Origin of the sequence: Trinickia sp., from assembly GCF_051954495.1 — a bacterium.
In the GTDB taxonomy this organism is placed as follows: Bacteria; Pseudomonadota; Gammaproteobacteria; order Burkholderiales; family Burkholderiaceae; genus Trinickia.
In genome coordinates this window covers 1-16,720 of sequence record NZ_JBQCHR010000111.1, presented here as the reverse complement: position 1 = coordinate 16,720, position 16,720 = coordinate 1, and the positions used below count along the sequence as shown (strand labels likewise).

At 63.0% G+C, this 16,720-nt stretch carries 16 protein-coding genes and 1 tRNA gene; 15 read left to right on the top strand and 2 right to left on the bottom strand.

Translation table 11 applies throughout. The annotated features are described in order from the left end of the window. Positions 1–153 precede the first annotated feature (153 nt). From ACTHNR_RS14840 to aroC, 3 genes are all read left to right on the top strand, one after another. Positions 154–618, top strand: coding sequence for a CBS domain-containing protein (locus ACTHNR_RS14840; RefSeq protein WP_440548412.1), 465 nt, complete (start codon positions 154–156; stop codon positions 616–618). After that, positions 615–2,552 (top strand): MFS transporter, encoded by a 1,938-nt coding sequence (locus tag ACTHNR_RS14835; RefSeq protein ID WP_440548411.1) that lies wholly within the window; start codon positions 615–617, stop codon positions 2,550–2,552. The genes ACTHNR_RS14840 and ACTHNR_RS14835 overlap by 4 nt, the downstream gene beginning before the upstream one ends. Positions 2,553–2,737: 185 nt before the next feature. Then, a complete protein-coding gene (aroC, locus tag ACTHNR_RS14830; RefSeq protein WP_440548410.1) occupies positions 2,738–3,838 on the top strand; it encodes a chorismate synthase in 1,101 nt (366 codons plus the stop codon). 75 nt (positions 3,839–3,913) lie between these two features. Here the strand turns inward: aroC and ACTHNR_RS14825 are convergent, their stop codons facing one another. Next, on the bottom strand, positions 3,914–5,587 hold the full coding sequence (locus ACTHNR_RS14825) for an electron transfer flavoprotein-ubiquinone oxidoreductase (protein WP_440548409.1): 1,674 nt from the start codon (positions 5,585–5,587) through the stop codon (positions 3,914–3,916). A gap of 202 nt (positions 5,588–5,789) precedes the next feature. Between ACTHNR_RS14825 and ACTHNR_RS14820 the strand changes: the two genes are divergently transcribed. Together ACTHNR_RS14820 and ACTHNR_RS14815 are read left to right on the top strand one after the other, a co-directional pair. Next, complete coding sequence (locus ACTHNR_RS14820) at positions 5,790–6,569, top strand: SDR family oxidoreductase (RefSeq protein ID WP_440548408.1); 780 nt, start codon at positions 5,790–5,792, stop codon at positions 6,567–6,569. Between the two features lie 145 nt (positions 6,570–6,714). Continuing rightward, positions 6,715–7,119 (top strand): acyl-CoA thioesterase, encoded by a 405-nt coding sequence (locus ACTHNR_RS14815; RefSeq protein ID WP_440548453.1) that lies wholly within the window; start codon positions 6,715–6,717, stop codon positions 7,117–7,119. A 67-nt stretch (positions 7,120–7,186) separates the two neighbouring features. On the opposite strand, the gene ACTHNR_RS14810 is transcribed toward ACTHNR_RS14815, so the two are convergent. Beyond that, the gene (locus ACTHNR_RS14810) at positions 7,187–7,732 is read right to left on the bottom strand and encodes a LuxR C-terminal-related transcriptional regulator (RefSeq protein WP_440548407.1); all 546 of its coding nucleotides are present in this window, start codon (positions 7,730–7,732) and stop codon (positions 7,187–7,189) included. Between the two features lie 227 nt (positions 7,733–7,959). Between ACTHNR_RS14810 and ACTHNR_RS14805 the strand changes: the two genes are divergently transcribed. The 10 genes from ACTHNR_RS14805 to ACTHNR_RS14760 form a co-directional block, all read left to right on the top strand. Continuing rightward, a complete protein-coding gene (locus tag ACTHNR_RS14805) occupies positions 7,960–8,664 on the top strand; it encodes a CoA transferase subunit A (protein ID WP_440548406.1) in 705 nt (234 codons plus the stop codon). Between the two features lies 1 nt (position 8,665). Next, positions 8,666–9,307, top strand: a complete 642-nt coding sequence (locus ACTHNR_RS14800; RefSeq protein ID WP_440548405.1) for a CoA transferase subunit B — start codon at positions 8,666–8,668, stop codon at positions 9,305–9,307. Between the two features lie 183 nt (positions 9,308–9,490). Beyond that, on the top strand, positions 9,491–10,417 hold the full coding sequence (locus ACTHNR_RS14795) for an alpha/beta fold hydrolase (protein WP_440548404.1): 927 nt from the start codon (positions 9,491–9,493) through the stop codon (positions 10,415–10,417). A 49-nt stretch (positions 10,418–10,466) separates the two neighbouring features. Further along, entirely contained in the window at positions 10,467–10,820 is a 354-nt protein-coding gene (locus ACTHNR_RS14790; protein ID WP_440548403.1) for a RidA family protein, read from the top strand. Between the two features lie 67 nt (positions 10,821–10,887). After that, positions 10,888–13,134 carry a RelA/SpoT family protein gene (locus ACTHNR_RS14785; protein WP_440548402.1) on the top strand — a complete coding sequence of 749 codons (2,247 nt, stop codon included), beginning with the start codon at positions 10,888–10,890 and terminating at the stop codon, positions 13,132–13,134. A gap of 69 nt (positions 13,135–13,203) precedes the next feature. After that, positions 13,204–13,280 (top strand) — tRNA-Val (locus tag ACTHNR_RS14780). Positions 13,281–13,577: 297 nt separating this feature from the next. Continuing rightward, on the top strand, positions 13,578–15,485 hold the full coding sequence (thrS, locus tag ACTHNR_RS14775; RefSeq protein ID WP_440548401.1) for a threonine--tRNA ligase: 1,908 nt from the start codon (positions 13,578–13,580) through the stop codon (positions 15,483–15,485). A 49-nt stretch (positions 15,486–15,534) separates the two neighbouring features. Further along, positions 15,535–16,056, top strand: a complete 522-nt coding sequence (gene infC / locus ACTHNR_RS14770) for a translation initiation factor IF-3 (protein WP_440548452.1) — start codon at positions 15,535–15,537, stop codon at positions 16,054–16,056. A 273-nt stretch (positions 16,057–16,329) separates the two neighbouring features. Further along, a complete protein-coding gene (gene rpmI, locus ACTHNR_RS14765) occupies positions 16,330–16,527 on the top strand; it encodes a 50S ribosomal protein L35 (protein WP_440544007.1) in 198 nt (65 codons plus the stop codon). A 29-nt stretch (positions 16,528–16,556) separates the two neighbouring features. Continuing rightward, the coding region (locus tag ACTHNR_RS14760; protein WP_440548451.1) for a 50S ribosomal protein L20 at positions 16,557–16,720 on the top strand (164 nt) is incomplete at its 3' end.

Sequence of the window (16,720 nt, the reverse complement as noted above, 5' to 3'; positions counted from 1 at the left end):
GGGTTTCGGTGGCGGCCATCGTAACACCGGCGGCGGCCCGGGGCGGCTGTCCGGCCCCCTGTAACTTGTTCTGATTGCGGGGCGCTTCGCTTTCCTTTTGCAAGTCTTTCCGCTAGGATCGACCGATCCATTCAAGCTTTACCGGAGCGAGCCATGCGAGTCAGCGACATCCTGAAGGTCAAGGGCAACACGTTGTTCACCGTCACGCCCGATACGCCGCTGAGCCAGGCGGTCAACACGATGGCCGAGCACGACATCGGCTCGCTCGTCGTCATGGAGTTCGGCGATCTCGTCGGCATGCTCACTTTTCGCGAGATCATTCTCACGCTCAAGCAAAACGACGGCACCGTCGGCTCGGCCACGATTCGCAAGGTCATGGACGATCATCCGATCACCTGCACGCCCGAAACCGACGTGAACGAAGTGCGCCGCATGATGCTCGAGCACCATGTCCGTTATCTGCCGGTCATGGAAAACCGCACGCTGATGGGCGTTATTTCCTTCTACGACGTGGCCAAGGCCGTCGTCGAAGAGCAAAGCTTCGAGAACCGCATGCTGAAGGCTTACATCCGCGATTGGCCCGAGGACGGTCAGGCGCGCGATACGCATGGCGCATGAGCGACCGTCCGCTGCCCGCCGCTGCCACGCCACGCCGCGCCTCACGGGAACACCCTTCCCAGTTCACGCTTTTTCGCGAGCGGCGGTTCGCTCCGTTCTTTTGGACGCAATTTCTCGGCGCGCTGAACGATAACGTTTTCAAGGTTGGGTTCAGTTCGCTTGTGACCTACCAGACGGCGCGCTTTTCTGGCGTCGACGCGAAGACGGCCGCGTTCCTGATTTCGGCCATCTTCATTCTGCCATTCGTCCTTTTCTCGGCCACCTCAGGCCAGATTGCCGACAAATACGATAAAGCGACGCTCACTCGGTTCGTCAAGACATTCGAGATCGTCGTCATGCTGATCGGCGGCGCCGGGTTCGTGACGCATCATGCGCCGCTGCTATACCTATGCACGTTCCTCATGGGCGTGCACTCGACGTTGTTCGGGCCGGTCAAGTACGCCTATCTGCCGCAGCACCTGGACGATCGCGAGCTCGTCGGGGGCAACGGCCTTGTCGAGATGGGCACGTTCGTCGCCATTCTCATCGGCACGATCATCGGCGGTGCGGCTGCGGCCGCTCCCGAGCACGGTGCGTGGATGCTGGCCGGCATGTGTCTCGCCGTGGCGCTCGCCGGGCGTTCGACTTCGCGCTTCGTGCCGGTTTCGCCCGCTCCGCAACCCGGGCTGCGCATCAACTGGAATCCCGTCACCGAAACGTGGCGGAATTTGGCGCTGGCGCGGGAAAACCGCACGGTTTTTCTCAGCCTGCTAGGGATTTCGTGGCTGTGGTTCGTCGGCGCGACATTCCTCACATCGTTCTTCAGTTACGCCAAAGACGTGCTGTCGGCGAACCCGGATGTCGTTACCGTCCTGCTCGCAACGTTTTCACTCGGGATCGGCACCGGGTCGCTGTTGTGCGAGAGGCTGTCGAAGCGGCGCGTCGAAATCGGGCTCGTGCCGCTCGGGTCGATCGGCATCAGCGTATTCGCCCTCGATCTTTTCTGGGCCAGTCATGCACTGCCGCCGCTAGGGCGGCTCATCGGCGTCGCCGAATTTCTCGGGCATGCGCGTCACTGGCGCATTCTTGCCGATCTATTCTTGCTCGCCATGTTCGGCGGTTTTTATAGCGTGCCGCTCTATGCGCTGATCCAAAGCCGCAGCCAGCCCACGCACCGCGCGCGCATCATCGCCGCGAACAACATACTCAACGCGTTTTTCATGATCGTATCGGCGTTGATGGCGATCGGGTTGACCTCCGCCGGCGTCAGCATTCCGGGCATCTTCGCCGTCACGGCACTGCTCAATGTCGTGGTCGCGGCCTACATATATTCGCTCGTGCCCGAGTTTCTGCTGCGTTTCGTTGCGTGGCTGCTCGTCCATACGTTCTACCGGATTCGGCTCGTGCATGCGGAGCGCATTCCCGAAGAAGGCGCCGCCGTGCTCGTCTGCAACCATGTCAGCTACGTCGACGCCGTGGTCATCATGGCCGAAAGCCCGCGGCCGATCCGGTTCGTCATGGATCGCCGTATTTTCCGTACGCCGTTCGCGGGCTGGCTGTTTCGTCATGCAAAGGCGATCCCGATCGCGCCGGCGCACGAGGATCCGGCCATGCTGGCGCGGGCTTACGACGCCTGCGCGGCGGCGTTGGCCGAAGGCGAAATCGTGTGCATTTTTCCCGAAGGCAAGCTCACCCGCGACGGCGAACTCAACGCGTTTCGCCATGGCGTCACGCGGATCGTCGAGCGCACGCCCGTGCCGGTCATCCCCATGGCTTTGCGCGGGCTTTGGGGCAGCGTGTTTTCGCGTCATTCCGATGCGCGCTGGCCGCGCCCGCTTCAGAAAGGCGTCATGAGCCGCCTGACGCTGGCCGTGGCGGAGCCGCTCGAGCCGAGCGCCGCGACGCCCGAGGCGTTGCAGCGCATCGTGGCCGATCTGCGCGGGGCGCGTAAATAGGGCGACAGCGGCTTTCATGACCATTGGGGCGCTAAAGCGGGCAAGGGCGTCGAACGGATAGCCGTCGTCGCCTCTTGTGATTCGTACGGCGCGCTCGTCCGCCCTCGGATGGCGCTAAGGCCTCGGTCGCCCAGGGGCAGGGCATAATAGCGGCTTGCTCATCTTTTTCTTTCGAGGCCACGTTCATGTCCGGCAATACTCTCGGCACGCTTTTCACCGTCACGACGTTCGGCGAATCGCACGGCCCGGCGATCGGCTGCGTGATCGACGGCTGCCCGCCCGGCATGGCGATTTCGGAGGCCGACATCCAGGGCGAGCTCGATCGCCGCAAGCCCGGTACATCGCGCCACGTCACGCAGCGGCAAGAAGAGGACAAGGTCGAAATTCTGTCGGGCGTGTTCGAGGGCGTCACCACGGGCACGCCCATCGCGCTTTTGATTCGAAACACCGATCAGCGCAGCAAGGATTACGGCAACATCTCGGAGACGTTCCGTCCCGGCCACGCCGACTATACCTACTGGCACAAGTACGGCGTGCGCGATTTTCGCGGTGGCGGCCGCTCCTCGGCGCGACTGACGGCTCCGACCGTCGCGGCCGGCGCCGTCGCGAAGAAATGGCTGAGCGAAAAATTCGGCGTGCAAGTGCGCGGCTACATGAGCGCGCTGGGGGAAATCGATATCCCGTTCGTCGATTGGTCGCTCGTTTCGCAAAATCCGTTCTTCGCACCGAATGCCGACATCGTCCCCGAACTCGAGTCCTACATGGACGCGCTGCGCAAAGACGGCGATTCGATCGGCGCGCGCATCGGCGTTGTGGCCAGTGGAGTGCCCGTGGGATGGGGCGAGCCGTTGTTCGATCGTCTCGACGCGGACATCGCCCACGCAATGATGGGCATCAACGCCGTGAAAGGCGTCGAAATCGGCGCGGGCTTCGCGAGCGTCGCGCAGCGCGGCTCCGTGCATGGCGACGAACTGACGCCCGAGGGTTTTGTCGGCAATCACGCGGGCGGCGTACTCGGCGGTATTTCGACGGGTCAGGACATTCGCGTGTCGATCGCGATCAAGCCGACCTCGAGCATCCGCACGCCGCGCCGCTCGATCGACAAGCAAGGGCAGAGCGCCGTGGTCGAGACGTTCGGCCGTCACGACCCTTGCGTCGGCATCCGGGCTACGCCGATCGCCGAAGCGATGCTCGCACTCGTGTTGATCGATCATGCCCTTCGCCATCGCGCGCAATGCGGCGACGTGCACGTCGCCACGCCGAAGATCGCGGCCAGCGCGCCCTGAGCAACGGCGCCTGGCGGATGACCGCCGCGGCGGGGCATTGAAACGATAGGGCCGCGCTGAGCGCGGCCCTTCGGCTCACATAGCCCCGTAGTTGGGCCCGCCGCCGCCTTCGGGCGTGACCCACACGATGTTCTGCGTCGGATCCTTGATGTCGCAGGTCTTGCAGTGCACGCAATTCTGCGCGTTGATGACGAGCCGGTCGCTGCCATCCTCGTTCTTGGCGAACTCGTACACCGCCGCGGGGCAAAAGCGCGCTTCCGGGCCCGCGTAGGTCCGCAGATTCACGTTCACCGGCACCGATGCATCCTTGAGTGTCAAATGCGCCGGCTGATTCTCCTCGTGATTCGTGTTCGAGATGAACACCGACGAGAGCCGATCGAACGTGAGCTTGCCGTCGGGCTTCGGATACTCGATCGGCGTGCATTGGGAAGCGGGCTTGAGCATCTCGTGATCGCGATGCTGATGGTGTAGCGTCCACGGCACGTTGCCGCCCAGCAGTTTCTGCTCGACGCCGACCATCAGTGTGCCCAGGTACAAGCCCTTGCTCATCCACTGCTTGAAATTGCGCGCGCGATGCAATTCGCCGTGCAGCCACGATTGTTTGAACGATTCCGGGTAAGCGGTCAGTTCATCGTTTTGGCGGCCCGCCTGCACGGCGTCGAACGCCGCTTCGGCCGCCAACATGCCGCTTTTGATGGCCGCATGGCTGCCCTTGATGCGCGAGGCGTTCAAGAAGCCGGCATCATCGCCCACGAGCGCGCCGCCGGCGAATACGAGCTTGGGCAGCGACATCAGCCCGCCGGCCGTGATGGCCCGCGCCCCATACGAGATACGCTTGCCGCCTTCGAGGAACTTGCGAATCTCGGGGTGCAGCTTGTAGCGCTGGAATTCCTCGAACGGCGAAAGATACGGATTCGAATAGCCCAGACCGACGACGAAGCCCACCATCACCTGGTTGTTGTCGATGTGGTAGAGGAACGAGCCGCCGTATGTCTGCGTATCGAGCGGCCAGCCGGCCGTGTGGATCACGAGCCCCGGCTGGTGCTTGGCCGGATCGATTTCCCACAGCTCCTTGATGCCGATGCCGTACACCTGCGGATCGACGCCCCGATCGAGCTTGAACTGCTCGTTCAGCCGCCGGCCCAGATGCCCGCGCGCGCCTTCGCAGAACAGCGTGTACTTGGCGTGCAGCTCCATGCCGAGCTGGAAGTTTTCCGTGGGCTCGCCGTCCTTGCCGATGCCCATGTTGCCCGTGGCCACACCCTTGACCGAGCCGTCGTCGTGGTAGAGCACTTCAGCGGCGGCAAAGCCCGGGAAGATCTCCACGCCCAGCGCTTCCGCTTGCTGGCCGAGCCAGCGCGTGACGTTGGCCAGGCTGATGACGTAGTTGCCGTGATTCTTGAAGTTATCGGGCAGCGCCCAGTTCGGCGTCTTGACAGCGCCTTTTTCGGTGAGGAAAAGGAATCGGTCTTCCGTCACCTCCACGTTCAAGGGAGCTCCTTTCTCCTTCCAGTCGGGAATGAGCTCGCTAATGGCGCGCGGGTCCATGACGGCGCCCGACAGGATGTGCGCGCCGATCTCCGACCCCTTCTCGAGCACGCAAACACCCACGTCCACGCCTTTTTCCTGCGCGAGCTGCTTGAGCCGAATAGCGGCGGACAGCCCGGCGGGACCGCCGCCCACGATCACGACGTCGTACTCCATCGACTCGCGAGGGCCATATTGCTCGATCAGACTTTCGGGGGTCATTGAGGCTCCTTAGCCATTAGAATGCTTTTTTTCGGGTTCGTATTGTCAGCGAACGATAGGGCCGCTGCAACCGCATGCGGCTAGATTAGCACGATCGTTCTATTTGCGTGATAGAGTATTCCGCTAGGGTGCATGGGTTTGCGGCCGCCTGTCGGGCGCTCGATCGCCTCACGCACAACTTCATCGACTTAAAGGAACCAGAATGGGCCGTTCGATCAACCTGGAAGGCAAGGTCGCACTGATCACGGGCGCCTCGAGCGGGCTCGGCAAGCGCTTTGCGCTAGTGCTGTCGCAGGCAGGGGCTAAGGTCGTGCTCGCGAGCCGCCGCGTGGAGCGGTTGAAGGAACTGCGCGCCGAAATCGAGGCGTCGGGCGGCGCCGCGCATGTGGTTTCGTTGGACGTGACCGACTACCAAAGCATCAAATCGGCGGTCGCGCATGCCGAGACGGAGGCGGGCACGATCGACATCCTCGTGAACAACTCGGGGGTGTCGACAACGCAAAAGCTCACCGACGTCACGCCGGCCGATTTCGAATTCGTCTTCGATACCAATACCCGCGGGGCCTTCTTCGTCGCGCAGGAAGTCGCCAAGCGCATGATCATGCGTTCGGGCGGCGCAGCGCAAAAGCCGGCTTATCGGATCATCAACATCGCCTCGGTGGCGGGGTTGCGCGTACTGCCGCAGATCGGCCTGTATTCGATGAGCAAGGCCGCCATCGTTCACATGACGCGCGCGATGGCGCTGGAATGGGGGCGGCATGGCATCAACGTCAACGCCATTGCGCCCGGCTATATCGATACGGAAATCAATCATCACCATTGGACGACCGACCAGGGGCAAAAGCTGTTGTCCATGCTGCCGCGGCACCGGGTCGGCCAGCCCGAGGATCTGGACGGGCTATTGCTGCTGCTTGCGGCCGACGAGTCGCAATTCATCAATGGCGCGGTCATCGCCGCCGACGACGGGTTCGGTCTGGCCTGAGCGCGCACGTTTTTTGGTTCAAAGAGAGGCGAGGGAAGGGGAAGTGGAAGTGGAAGCAGCAATGGAAGTCAACGAAGCACGCACGGCAAAGGACGCACAACCCGTGAAGCAAGCGGCGATCGGCGATTACCGGCCCATATTCGAAATGTCGATGCCGATCCGATGGGGCGACATGGACGCATTCGGCCATGTGAACAACACCGTGTACTTCCGCTACATGGAGCAGGTGCGGATCAGCTGGTTCGAATCGATCGGCATGGTCGGCGGTGCCGATCGAGGCCAAGGGCCGGTGATCGTCAACGCGTCCATGGAGTTCCTGCGGCAGTTGCATTACCCGGGCGACATCGTCGGCAGGATGACGGTGGGTCAACCGGGGCGCAGCAGCTTCGATACGGGCTTCGAGTTGCGTCGCGCCGACGACCCCGGCACGCTGTATGCACGCGGCGCCGCTCGGTGCGTCTGGATCGACTACGCCGCCGGACGCTCGGTGCCGCTGCCCGAAGCGCTGCGCGCGCGGCTCGAACATCCCCATCTGGAACGTGCCGATTGACGCGAGAGTCGGCGCCAATCGGCGTAAGTCGGCGCCCCCGCGCCGCGGGCCGCCCCGGCCGCGCCCGTCAGTGGCCCAGCAGCCGCTGCATGAGTTCGGTGGCGTTTCCCGTGCCGTACTTGCGCATGAGGCGCGCTCGGTAGATGTCGACCGTGCGCGAGCTGATGTCGAGCGCACGGCCGATCTGCTTGCTCGTCTTTCCGGTTGCCAGTTGAGCCGCCACTTCGCGTTCGCGCGGCGTCAACTCCACGGCGACGCGTCGCGTCGCGCTCAAATCTTCGAAGGTCCAGACGCCGGCCGCCAGCGGCGCTTCCCGTTCGAGCGCCCGCCCCGTGACGTGGCACCAGAACAGCTCGCCATCGGCGCGCTTCATGATCCGATCGTCGGCGTAGCTGCCTTGGGCCGTCATGATGGGGCCGATCCGCTCGCCGATGCGCTCGAACTCGTCCGAGGACGGGTAGAGCACCTCGAACGAACGCCCGATGAGCGCCGTGCGGTCGCACCGGAAAATGGCCGCGACCGCGTCGTTGCAGTCTTCGATCGCTCGGTCGCGGGAAAGCACGAGGCCGATCGGCGCGAGATGGAAGGCGGTTTGGTAGTCGAGTTTGGGCATGGTTCGCGGCAGTCCGACGCCTGTTCGCACCGGGGCTTTCGCTTATGTATTTTTGCGTATTGTGCCGCAATGGGCTGCCATCGTACCCTTTGGCTCACTAAACCGAGCGCGGCGTCGCGTGTCCTTAGCCGGTACGGACGCGCTTAACGACTAAAATGAGCTTCGATTCGTTCGAAGCGAGCTGCGCCGATCCGGTTTCGGATTTCCATAACGGAAGGGACACACTGATGAACAAAGTCTATCCAAGCGCGTCCGCCGCGCTCGAAGGCATCGTCAAGGACGGCCAGACGTTCGCCGTCGGCGGCTTCGGCCTGTGCGGCATTCCCGAGGCGCTGATCGCGGCGCTGCGCGATACGGCCGTCAAGGGCATCACCTGCATCAGCAACAACGCGGGCGTGGACGGTTTCGGCCTCGGGCTGCTGCTCGAGACGCGCCAGATCAAGAAGATGATCTCGTCGTACGTAGGCGAGAACAAGGAGTTCGAGCGGCAGTTTCTCTCGGGCGAGCTCGAGCTGGAATTCACGCCGCAAGGCACGTTGGCCGAGAAGCTGCGCGCGGGCGGCGCGGGCATTCCGGCGTTTTTCACGGCCACGGGCTTCGGCACGGTCATCTCCGAGGGCAAGGAAACGCGTCAATTCGGCGAGAACCACTATGTGCTGGAGCGCTCGCTGACGGCCGACGTGGCGCTCGTGAAGGCCTGGAAAGCCGACAAGGCAGGCAATCTGATCTACCGGCGCACCGCGCGCAACTTCAACCCGATGTGTGCAATGGCCGGGCGCATCACGGTGGCCGAGGTCGAGGAGATCGTGGAAGTGGGCGAGCTCGATCCGGACGCGATCCATACGCCGGGCATCTTCGTGCAGCGCATCGTGCTCAATGCGCATCCGGAAAAACGCATCGAACAACGCGTCGTGCGCGCGAAAGGAGACTGACATGGCTTGGACGCGTGAAGAGATGGCCGCGCGCGCGGCGAAAGAGCTGCAGGACGGCTTCTACGTGAACTTGGGCATCGGTTTGCCCACGCTGGTGGCCAATTACGTGCCGCCGGGCATCGACGTGTGGCTGCAGTCGGAGAACGGCTTGCTCGGCATCGGCCCGTCGCCGACGGAAGAGGAGCTCGACGCCGATCTGATCAACGCGGGCAAGCAGACGATCACGACGCTGCCGGGCTCGTCGATCTTCTCGTCGGCCGATTCGTTCGCGATGATCCGCGGCGGACACATCAACCTGGCGATTCTCGGCGCGATGCAGGTGAGCAAGAACGGCGACCTGGCGAACTGGATGATCCCGGGCAAGATGATCAAGGGCATGGGCGGCGCGATGGATCTGGTGGCGGGCGTCAAGCGCGTGGTGGTGCTGATGGAGCATGTGGCCAAGGGCGACCAGCACAAGATTCTCGAGCAGTGCGCGCTGCCGCTGACGGGCGTGGGCGTGGTCGATCGCATCATCACCGATTTGGGCGTGATCGACGTGACCGAGGCAGGATTGAAGCTCGTCGAGCTCGCATCCGGCGTGACTGTCGACGAAATCAAGGCGAAGACGGGCGCGCCGCTCGATACGAGCGCCGTGCAGTAACCCTGTCGCGCGCATGACGCGCAGCATGATCGACGGGCGGCCTGTGCCGCCCGTTTTCATTCGCGGGCCGCTCGCCGGTTCGATCGTCGTTGTCTCTGTCTCGAAACGACTACAATCGGTCGCAATGGGCGACGCGCGTGTGCGATGCGCGTCGCGCCGCATTGACCCGAGGACGACGATACGATGAGCACGACGCCGCTTTCCGCCGCTTCGCTCGATTCCAAAGCTCGCGCCGCGCCGGCGCAGCGCTACGTGCAATGCGCGAGCCCGACGGGGCTGCACCGGATGGCCTACACCGAATGGGGCGACCCTGGCAATCCTCGGGTGCTCGTTTGCGTCCATGGGCTCACGAGAACGGGCCGCGACTTCGATCGCGTGGCCGCGGCGCTCAGCGATACGTACCGTGTGGTTTGTCCGGACGTCGTCGGGCGCGGTCTATCCGATTGGCTAAGCGATCCTAACCGATACGTCGTGGCGCAGTACGTGGCCGACATGGTCACGCTGATCGCCCGGCTAAACGTCGAGACCGTCGACTGGTTCGGTACCTCGATGGGCGGCTTGATCGGCATGACGCTGGCGGGTTTGCCGGGCTCGCCGGTGCGCAAGCTGCTCGTGAACGATATTGGACCGCACATCGAGCCCGATGCGCTCGTGCGGATCGGCGGCTATGTCGGCAAGCGGGCGGAATTTGCGACCGTTCAGGAGGGTGTCGCTCACGCTGCCGCCTTGGCGACGAGCTTTGGGCCGCTCACCGAGGAAGAATGGACCGAAATCAATGCACCGCTCTTGCGGCAGCGCGAGGACGGCGCTTGGGAGTTTCGCTACGATCCGGCGATCGCCGTGCCGTTCAACGCGGTGACGCCCGACGCCGCGGCCGCGGGCGAAGCCGCGTTATGGCAGTTGTTCGCGGCGATCGAAGGGCCGGTGCTCGTCGTGCGCGGTGAGCGATCGGATCTACTGTCGCGCGAAACCGTGTCGCTGATGGTACAGCGGGGCCGCTCGGTGAAGTCGGCCGAAATCGCCGGCGTGGGCCATGCGCCGGCCTTCTTGAATGTCGAGCAGATCGCTCTCGCGCGGCAGTTCTTCGTCGGCGGCGCGCTCGCGTCATAATAGCGGTCTGCGCCACCCGCCCAACCTTCAATCGAACAGGAACATCGAAATGGCAGTCATTCGTCATCACGTCGGCAAGCGTCTTTCCGAAATCGCGATTCACAACGGTACGGTCTACTTGGCCGGGCAAATCGCCGACGATACGGCGCAGGACATCGGCGGGCAGACGCGCGAAGTGCTCGGCCACGTCGACCGCCTGCTCGCTGAGGCGAACAGCGACAAATCGCTGCTGTTGTCGGTGCAGATCTACATCTCGGACATGATTCATTTTGGCGGGATGAACGCGGTGTGGGACGAGTGGGTCGCGCAAGGCGACACGCCCCCGCGCGCGACCGTCGAAGCCAAGCTGGCCAATCCGGAATGTCTCGTCGAAATCGTCGTCGTCGCGGCTCAGCGGAGCTGAGCGAAGCGCGCGTCCACGAATCGAGCATGAGCAGTCGGCAGTTGAAGTCCAGCAAACGAGTCGAACGATGAACGCCGATACCGTCGCCACCGGCGCCCCATCGCTGCCGTCCTACGCGGACGCGCTCGCGTTCGTGCGCGAACACGCCGGCGAGGCGCGCCTATCGTCGGGCGAGCTGCTGGTCGATCACGCGGCCGGCACGGCCTCGATCGTCGGCAAGCTCAACGTCGATCCGCCCGCGGTGCTGGCGGCGATACTTTTCGCGCTGACGCCGCACCTGGCGGAACCGGAGCGGATCATCGCCGAGCGCTTCGGCGAGGAAGTCGCGCAACTCGTGGGCGACGTGCGCAAGCTGCTGCGGCTCGGCACGGTGAGCCTGAAGGCGGCGCAGAATGCGGCGCCCGAGGCGGGTCGCGATGCACAGGCGGCCCGGCGCGCGCAAATCGAATCGCTCCGCAAGATGCTGCTTGCGTTCGCGCAGGACATCCGCGTCGTGCTGATTCGGCTCGCCTCGCGTCTGCAGACGCTGCGCTATTACGCGGCGGCCAAGCTATCGCCCGGGGCCGACGTGGCGCGCGAAACGCTCGAGATCTACGCGCCGCTCGCAAACCGGCTCGGCATTTGGCAATTGAAGTGGGAACTCGAGGATTTGGCGTTCCGCTTCGAAGACCCCGACACCTACAAGCGCATCGCCAAGCTGCTCGACGAAAAGCGAGTCGAGCGCGAATCGTACGTGGCCGAGGCGATCGGTCGGCTGCAGCAGGAACTGGCGGCGGCCCACATCCAGGCGGAAGTGAGCGGGCGGCCCAAACATATCTACAGCATCTGGCGCAAGATGCGCGGCAAGGCGCTCGACTTCGCGGAGCTCTACGACGTCCGCGCGTTTCGCGTCATCGTGCCTGACATCAAGGATTGCTACGCGGTGCTCGGCATCGTGCACAACCTTTGGCAGCCGGTGCCGAAGGAGTTCGACGACTACATTTCCCGGCCGAAGCCGAACGGCTACAAGTCGCTGCATACGGTGGTGATCGGCGACGACGGCCGCGCGTTCGAAGTGCAGATCCGCACGCACGAAATGCATCGCTTCGCCGAGTACGGCGTCGCCGCCCATTGGCGCTACAAAGAAGCTGGTGCGCGGGGCTATGGCGGCCAATTCAGCGCGAGCGAGAAGTACGACGAGAAGATCGCCTGGCTGCGGCAACTGCTCGCTTGGAAGGAAGACGTATCGGAAGATGTGCCGGCGGGCGAGCCGGCGATGGCCAAGCCGTGGGAACAGCTGCGTCATGCCACGCTCGACGACGACCACATTTACGTCCTCACGCCGCAAGCACGCGTGATCGCGTTGCCGCAGGGCGCGACGCCCGTCGATTTCGCGTACCACTTGCACAGCGAACTCGGCCACCGGTGCCGCGGCGCTCGCGTCGACGGTGCGATGGTGCCGCTCAACACGACGCTGCAAAACGGGCAAACCGTGGAGATCGTCGCGGTGAAGGAGGGCGGCCCGTCGCGCGATTGGCTCAATGCGCAGCTCGGCTATCTGCAGAGCAACCGCGCGCGGCAGAAGGTGCGCGCGTGGTTCAATGCGATCGAATTGCAGGAGAACATCGCGAACGGCCGCGCGATGGTCGAAAAGACGCTGCAGCGCGAAGGCAAGACCTCCGTCAATCTCGACCAGCTCGCGAGCAAGCTCGGCTTCAAGTCGCCCGACGATCTGTTCAACGTGGTCGGCAAGGAAGAGTTCAGCCTGCGCAACATCGAACAGGCGATTTCCGATACGGCGCCGGCCGAGCCTGCGCCCGATACGCCCGAGCAGTTCGAAAAGCGCGGCAGCGGCGCGAGCGTCGCGCGCGGCGCGTCGACGGGCGTGCTCGTCGTCGGTGTGGATGCGCTGCTGACGCAGCTCGCGCGCTGCTGCCGTCCGGCTCCGCCCGATCCGATCAGCGGCTTCGTGACGCGCGGCAAGGGCATGTCGATCCACCGCAGCGATTGCGCGACCTTCGAGCGGATGGCGGCGCGCGCACCCGAGCGCGTGTTGCAGACCGCGTGGTCTGCCGACGTGCTCGGCGGGCGCGGCGCGTCCGTCTATCCCGTGGACATTACGATCGAGGCGCAGGACCGGCAGGGGCTGCTGCGCGATATCTCCGAAGTGTTCGCACGCGAGAAGATGAACGTCGTTGGCGTGAAGACAATGAGCCGTCGCAATGCGGCGTTCATGCAGTTCACAGTCGAAGTGTCGAACTCATCGCAGGTCCAACGCGCTTGCACATTGCTCGGTGAAGTGGGCGGCGTCGTGCGCGCGGCGCGCAAGTCGTAACTTTTTTCATGTGGAAGCATAAAAGGGCTTGCCAAGGTCAGATAGGCTCCATATAATCTCGTCTTCTTCAGGCTCGTAGCTCAGCTGGTTAGAGCACCACCTTGACATGGTGGGGGTCGTTGGTTCGAGTCCAATCGAGCCTACCAACGAAATCGAATGTCCGGTTAGCGCCGGGTGTTCAACGGCAGTCAAAAGCGCGAAAGCGCACAAGGCGAATACGGTTATGACACCGCGAACGTTGACCGAAACATTTTCGGAGCGACGCTAGTCGAGGACCTCTTTCGCCCTGTTGATTCTGCTTGTAAGTGAAAGTGAATGCGGCCCCTCGAAAGCGGGGCCGCATTTTTTTTATCGGTCATTCACTCAGCAAGCGCGTGCAGTTTGGTTTGTTGCCGCCAACCGATTGATTTAGATGCCGCTTGCGGTATCTCGGAGAGAACGCAATGGTTTCGATACGCCTGCCCGACGGTTCGTCCCGACAGTACGATCACCCCGTGACGGTGGCCGAAGTTGCGGCCTCGATCGGTCCGGGTCTCGCCAAGGCCGCGCTCGGCGGCAAACTCGACGGCGAACTCGTCGATACGTCCACGCTGATCGAGCGCGACGCGGCGCTCGCGATCGTGACGGAAAAGGACGCGGACGGTCTCGACATCATTCGGCACTCGGCGGCGCACTTGCTCGCCTACGCGGTGAAGGATCTGTATCCGGAAGCGCAAGTCACGATCGGGCCCGTGATCGACAACGGCTTCTACTATGACTTCGCCTACCAGCGGCCGTTTACGCCCGAGGATCTCGAGAAGATCGAGAAGCGCATGGTGGAACTCGCCAAGAAGGACGAGCCGGTGTCGCGCCGCGTCGTCTCGCGCGACGAAGCCGTGTCTTACTTCAAGAGCATCGGCGAGAAGTACAAGGCCGAGATCATCGAATCGATTCCCGCCAGCGACGAAATCAAGCTCTATTCGCACGGCGGCTTCACCGATTTGTGCCGCGGTCCGCATGTGCCGTCGACGGGCAAGCTCAAGGTCTTCAAGCTGATGAAGGTGGCCGGCGCCTATTGGCGCGGCGATTCGAAGAACGAGCAGCTTCAGCGCATTTACGGTACGGCTTGGGCGAAGAAGGAAGAGCAGGATGCGTATCTGCATATGCTCGAGGAAGCCGAGAAGCGCGATCACCGCAAGCTCGGCCGTCAGCTCGACCTCTTTCACCTGCAGGACGAATCACCCGGCATGGTGTTTTGGCATCCGAAGGGTTGGTCGCTGTGGCAGCAAGTCGAGCAGTACATGCGCCGGCGCGTGAACGCCGACGGCTATCTCGAGATCAAGACGCCGATGATCATGGACCGTTCGCTCTGGGAAGCGTCGGGCCACTGGCAGAACTATCGCGAGAATATGTTCACGACGGAGTCGGAAAAGCGCGACTACGCGATCAAGCCGATGAACTGTCCGGGCCACGTGCAAGTGTTCAAGCATGGCCTGCGCTCCTATCGCGATTTGCCGCTGCGCTACGCCGAATTCGGCTCGTGCCACCGCAACGAGGCATCGGGCGCGCTGCATGGGCTCATGCGCGTGCGCGGCTTCGTGCAAGACGACGCGCACATCTTCTGTACGGAAGAGCAGTTCATCGAGGAGTCGATCAAGTTCAACACGCTCGCGATGAGCGTGTACCGCGACTTCGGTTTCGAGAACATCGACATCAAGCTCTCGCTGCGCCCCGAGCAGCGGGCCGGAACGAACGAAATTTGGGATCGGGCCGAGGAAGGGTTGCGTCAGGCGCTGACGGCGTGCGGCTTGCAGTGGGAAGAACTCGAAGGGGAGGGTGCGTTTTACGGCCCCAAGATCGAGTACCACATCAAGGACGCGCTGGGCCGGTCCTGGCAATGCGGGACGCTGCAGCTCGACATGGTGCTGCCCGAGCGGCTCGGCGCGGAGTACGTGGCCGAGGACAACAGCCGCCGCCGGCCTGTCATGCTGCACCGGGCGATCGTCGGTTCCATGGAGCGTTTCCTGGGCATCCTGATCGAGCACCATGCCGGTGCAATGCCGTCGTGGCTCGCGCCGACGCAGGTTGTCGTCATGAATATCGCCGAAAGTCAGGCCGAGTACGCGCGGTCGGTGGCCCAATCGTTGCAAAAACAAGGGCTTAGAATCGAGCTGGATTTGCGCAACGAGAAAATTAGCTATAAAATACGCGAGCATACGCTCGAAAAAGTGCCGTACCTCCTTGTGGTGGGCGACAAAGAGCGTGAAGCACAAACGGTAGCCGTGCGTGCCCGTGGCGGTGTCGATCTTGGCGTGATGCCTGTCGATGCCTTCGTTGAACGCCTGGGTCAAGACATCAAGGCGTTCAAGTAGCCACTGCGGCAGCGCGGCTCGTTTTTTTAATTTTTAGAGGAAACGGAACATCGCTACTGATAAGGGGCATCGCATCAACGGTGAGATTTCGGCACCCGAGGTGCGTCTAGTCGGAGTCGACAACGAACCGCTCGGCATTGTGAAACTGGTTGATGCTTTCCGCATGTCGGAACAGCAGGACCTCGATCTGGTGGAAATCGCCCCGCAGGCGGTTCCTCCGGTCTGCCGTTTGATGGATTACGGCAAGTTCAAATACCAGGAAGCGAAGAAGCAGCACGAGGCCAAGCTCAAGCAGAAGGTCATCCAGGTCAAGGAAGTCAAATTCCGCCCGGGTACCGATGACGGCGATTACAACGTCAAGCTGCGCAACCTCACGCGCTTCCTCGAAGACGGCGACAAGACGAAGATCACGTTGCGTTTTCGCGGGCGCGAAATGGCGCACCAGGAAATCGGCATGCGGATGCTCGAGCGCTTGCGCACCGACCTCGAAGAAGTCGGTCAGGTCGAGCAGATGCCGAAGATGGAAGGGCGCCAGATGATCATGGTGCTCGCGCCGAAGAAAAAGAAGTGACATTCGGTTCGCCGCAAGGTGCGCCGCAAGGCTCGCCGATTGGCGTGTCGCGAATCGGCCGGGGTTGAGCGGCCGAGACGGCGTGCGCGTTGCAGCGGTAATCGATGTAAGCAGGTTTCGGAGGCGTGCCCGGCGATGCCGGGCGCGCGTCCTGAAAGCGCGGCGGCCGGAAACGGCCGTGCCGCAGACAAGTGGACTGGGTTTCAAAGGGCGGATCTGGGGCTTTTCGGCCGGCCGCACACCCATCGCCATCTAATAACGGAGTAGTTCGTCATGCCTAAGATGAAGACCAAGAAGAGCGCTGCAAAGCGCTTCGTGGTGCGTCCGGGCGGTACCGTCAAGCGCGGTCAAGCCTTCAAGCGCCACATTCTTACGAAGAAAACCACGAAGAATAAGCGCCACCTGCGCGGTTCCGCCGCTGTGCACGATTCCAATTTGGATTCCGTGCGCGCGATGATGCCCTTCGCCTAACCCTCAACCTTTACTCATAGGAGCGAAACATGCCTCGAGTCAAACGTGGGGTTACGGCACGTGCCCGCCACAAGAAGATCATCAACCTGGCCAAGGGTTACCGCGGCCGTCGCAATAACGTCTACCGCATCGCGAAGCAAGCGGTCATGCGCGCAGGCCAATACGCCTACCGCGATCGCCGCAACAAGAAGCG

Coding starts and splice junctions, on each gene's coding strand:
- thrS (WP_440548401.1), top strand. CDS start 13,578: ATGGTTTCGATACGCCTGCCCGACGGTTCGTCCCGACAGTACGATCAC.
- ACTHNR_RS14840 (WP_440548412.1), top strand. CDS start 154: ATGCGAGTCAGCGACATCCTGAAGGTCAAGGGCAACACGTTGTTCACC.
- ACTHNR_RS14800 (WP_440548405.1), top strand. CDS start 8,666: ATGGCTTGGACGCGTGAAGAGATGGCCGCGCGCGCGGCGAAAGAGCTG.
- ACTHNR_RS14805 (WP_440548406.1), top strand. CDS start 7,960: ATGAACAAAGTCTATCCAAGCGCGTCCGCCGCGCTCGAAGGCATCGTC.
- ACTHNR_RS14795 (WP_440548404.1), top strand. CDS start 9,491: ATGAGCACGACGCCGCTTTCCGCCGCTTCGCTCGATTCCAAAGCTCGC.
- ACTHNR_RS14790 (WP_440548403.1), top strand. CDS start 10,467: ATGGCAGTCATTCGTCATCACGTCGGCAAGCGTCTTTCCGAAATCGCG.
- rpmI (WP_440544007.1), top strand. CDS start 16,330: ATGCCTAAGATGAAGACCAAGAAGAGCGCTGCAAAGCGCTTCGTGGTG.
- aroC (WP_440548410.1), top strand. CDS start 2,738: ATGTCCGGCAATACTCTCGGCACGCTTTTCACCGTCACGACGTTCGGC.
- ACTHNR_RS14820 (WP_440548408.1), top strand. CDS start 5,790: ATGGGCCGTTCGATCAACCTGGAAGGCAAGGTCGCACTGATCACGGGC.
- ACTHNR_RS14835 (WP_440548411.1), top strand. CDS start 615: ATGAGCGACCGTCCGCTGCCCGCCGCTGCCACGCCACGCCGCGCCTCA.
- ACTHNR_RS14815 (WP_440548453.1), top strand. CDS start 6,715: ATGTCGATGCCGATCCGATGGGGCGACATGGACGCATTCGGCCATGTG.
- ACTHNR_RS14825 (WP_440548409.1), bottom strand. CDS start 5,587: ATGACCCCCGAAAGTCTGATCGAGCAATATGGCCCTCGCGAGTCGATG.
- ACTHNR_RS14785 (WP_440548402.1), top strand. CDS start 10,888: ATGAACGCCGATACCGTCGCCACCGGCGCCCCATCGCTGCCGTCCTAC.
- ACTHNR_RS14810 (WP_440548407.1), bottom strand. CDS start 7,732: ATGCCCAAACTCGACTACCAAACCGCCTTCCATCTCGCGCCGATCGGC.